The sequence below is a fragment of the Reinekea sp. genome (assembly GCF_982785585.1).
Window position 1 is genome coordinate 1 of record NZ_CEYAVF010000047.1, and the last position, 2,817, is coordinate 2,817.

Annotated in this window: 3 protein-coding genes; 1 reads left to right on the top strand and 2 read right to left on the bottom strand. The window is 55.5% G+C overall.

Going from position 1 to position 2,817, the window contains the following annotated elements:
• Positions 1 to 17: 17 nt before the first annotated feature.
• Positions 18 to 1,094 (bottom strand): tartrate dehydrogenase, encoded by a 1,077-nt coding sequence (locus AC4FIC_RS14210; RefSeq protein ID WP_273286099.1) that lies wholly within the window; start codon positions 1,092 to 1,094, stop codon positions 18 to 20.
• A 115-nt stretch (positions 1,095 to 1,209) separates the two neighbouring features.
• Between AC4FIC_RS14210 and AC4FIC_RS14215 the strand changes: the two genes are divergently transcribed.
• Positions 1,210 to 2,121, top strand: a complete 912-nt coding sequence (locus AC4FIC_RS14215) for a LysR substrate-binding domain-containing protein (RefSeq protein ID WP_273286097.1) — start codon at positions 1,210 to 1,212, stop codon at positions 2,119 to 2,121.
• Between the two features lie 76 nt (positions 2,122 to 2,197).
• On the opposite strand, the gene AC4FIC_RS14220 is transcribed toward AC4FIC_RS14215, so the two are convergent.
• Complete coding sequence (locus AC4FIC_RS14220) at positions 2,198 to 2,527, bottom strand: DHCW motif cupin fold protein (protein ID WP_100256794.1); 330 nt, start codon at positions 2,525 to 2,527, stop codon at positions 2,198 to 2,200.
• Positions 2,528 to 2,817 lie beyond the last annotated feature (290 nt).

The following is a 2,817-nucleotide window of genomic DNA, read 5'->3' on the forward strand; positions in this document are numbered from 1 at the left end:
CTAAGGGATTAACCGCCTCAGGCAATCGCGGCGTGCTCGATTGCGGCTACAACCGCAGCGCCCAGCGCCAATGTATTGGCCTGGCCGCCCATATCGGGCGTCAGATGCTCGGCCTCACGCAACACGCTCTCCATAGCTTGCATCAGACTGTCATGCATCTCTGGCAAGCCCAGGTGTTGCATCATCATCGCGCCGGCCCAAATAGTACCCAGTGGGTTGGCAATGCCTTGCCCGGCTATATCCGGAGCCGAGCCGTGGACCGGTTCAAACATCGAGGGAAAGGTTTTTTCCGGGTTGATATTGGCCGAGGGTGCGATGGCAATGGTGCCGGTGCAGGCCGGGCCGAGATCGGACAGAATATCGCCAAACAGGTTGGAGCCAACTACGACATCAAAAAACTCCGGCATACGGACAAAGTTGGCGGTGAGAATATCGATGTGGAACTGATCGACGTTAACCTCCGGATACGACTGGGCGATCTCGGCCACTCGGCCATCCCAATAGGGCATGGAGTGATAGATACCATTGGACTTGGTCGCCGAACTCAGGTGTTTCTTCGCTCGGCTTTGCGCCAAGTCGAAGGCGTATTTGATAATGCGATCGGTGCCACGACGGGTGAACAGGCTTTGCTGAGAGACAATCTCGTGCTCAGTACCTTCGTACTGAATACCGCCAATCGACGAGTATTCGCCTTCCACGTTCTCCCGCACCACGTAAAAATCGATATCCCCCGGCTGTTTGCCGACCAAGGGGCACGGCACCCCCTCAAACAAGCGCACCGGGCGTAGGTTAACGTATTGATCGAACGCACGCCGGATCGGTAACAGCAGGCCCCACAGGGAAATATGGTCCGGTACCCCGGGAAAACCCACGGCGCCCAAATAGATGGCATCAAACTTACTCAGTTGTTCGATACCGTCTTCGGGCATCATGCGGCCGGTCTGATGATAGGTTTCACACGACCAGTCAAATTCTGTCCATTCGAACTCGACGCCATGCTTACGCCCCGCCGCCTCCAGGGCTCGCATCCCCACAGGGATCACTTCTTTACCAATGCCATCACCTGGGATTACCGCGATCTTTATCGTAGACATATTCAACTCCATGGCAGAACGTACAAAAAAAGCTTTAGGGTTATCAGCCGTCGATGGTAATACGAACACAAAGTGTGATTCAATTGCTTATATAGAATATTCAGGATTACAAATCGTGAGCCTACTACCCCCTCTAGATGATGTAAAAGTCTTTGTCACCGCGGCGCGCCTGGAGGGCTTCAGCGCCGCGGCGCAAGAGTTGGATGTCTCTCCGGCCTATATCAGCAAGCGGATTGGTTTGTTGGAGAAGACCCTGGGGGTAAAGCTGTTTCTCCGCTCGGCCCGGCATGTCCGCTTAACCGTAGAAGGCAAGATCGCGTTAGACGGCTCCGAACGCCTGCTGGATACCTTTGCCCAAATGCAGCTTGAAATTGGTCGCGAGCAACAGGTGCCCAAGGGTCGCATCCGCATCGCAACCAGCACGGGCTTTGGCTGTCAGTGTGTCGCACCGATCATTGCCGATCTGGTGGTGCAATACCCGGAACTGGAAATCGATTTGGAATTACTGGACCGTCCGATTGACCTGATCTCGGAAGGTTTCGATATCGAATTGCGCGTCGGCGGGGCTCTGGCGCAAAACCTGATCGCCAAACCGCTGGCGATTAACTACCGCGTCTTATGCGCCGCGCCGAGCTATTTGGAGCATGCGGGGGTTCCCAGGACGCTTCAAGACCTCAACCAACAGCGCTGCATTGGCATCCGAGAACGGGACCAAAGCTACGGTCGTTGGCGTCTTGAAACGGCCAAGGGGGCGGTCTCTATTCAGCTGGCGGCTGCGCTAATGACCAATAATGGTGAGGTGGCTAAACAATGGTGCTTGAGCGGCCAGGGCATTATGCTGCGCTCACTCTGGAACATTAAAGACGAACTGGCCAGCGGCGCGCTGGTGCGGATCTTACCGGACTATTGGCAGCCGGCGCATATCAATGCAATCTATCCGGCGCGCCTGGAAACCTCAGCCAAGCTGCGGGCTTGCGTCACCCATCTGGAAACCGAGCTGCACAAGTATGTCAGCCCGCTGATCTAAAACCGGCGCCGAAGCGCAGCGCCTAAAATCGCCGGGTGCAGGAATCACTGATGGCGGTTCAACATAGCTATGGCCGCTAATCGACGATAAACAACTTAGCGCCGCCAGTCGTGGACGAGCGATGCCCCTCCGCATTATCGGCAACTTGGTAGCTCATACCCGGACGGAGTATAAACTCACGGCCATCGTCGAGCAGGGTGTGCAGCTCGCCCGCCAAGCACAATAGAATATGCCCCTTGGAACACCAGTGATCCGCTAAATACCCGGCTGAATACTCCACCATACGCACCCTGAGATCGCCAAAGTGGCGTGTGCGCCAATAGGCTGCGCCGGTTTCACCGGGATGTTCGGTGGCGTCGACTTCACTCCAGTCTGTAGTACCAAACGGTAAATCATCAATCTTCATGGCTTATTCCCTGAGTCGTCCCGTTAGTCGATTCTGCTAAGATATAGACCCTTTGAGGCTGCTGCAAATAGGTTGTTCGGCTGAGGAAGGGTTGCCTGAATCCTTACAGACTCACCTCGGCGCTCTCACGATCGGCTCCCCGGCCATGCTGTTAGCCTTTGCTGCTAGGCCACAGGCGCTTGAGCCTAAGAATTCACTCTAAACCGGAGAGCATATTGGCGCCATCAGCAAGTCGATTGGCGTGTTTCGCGAGTGCATGGCGCTTACTACTGCCCTACACTGCATGCATC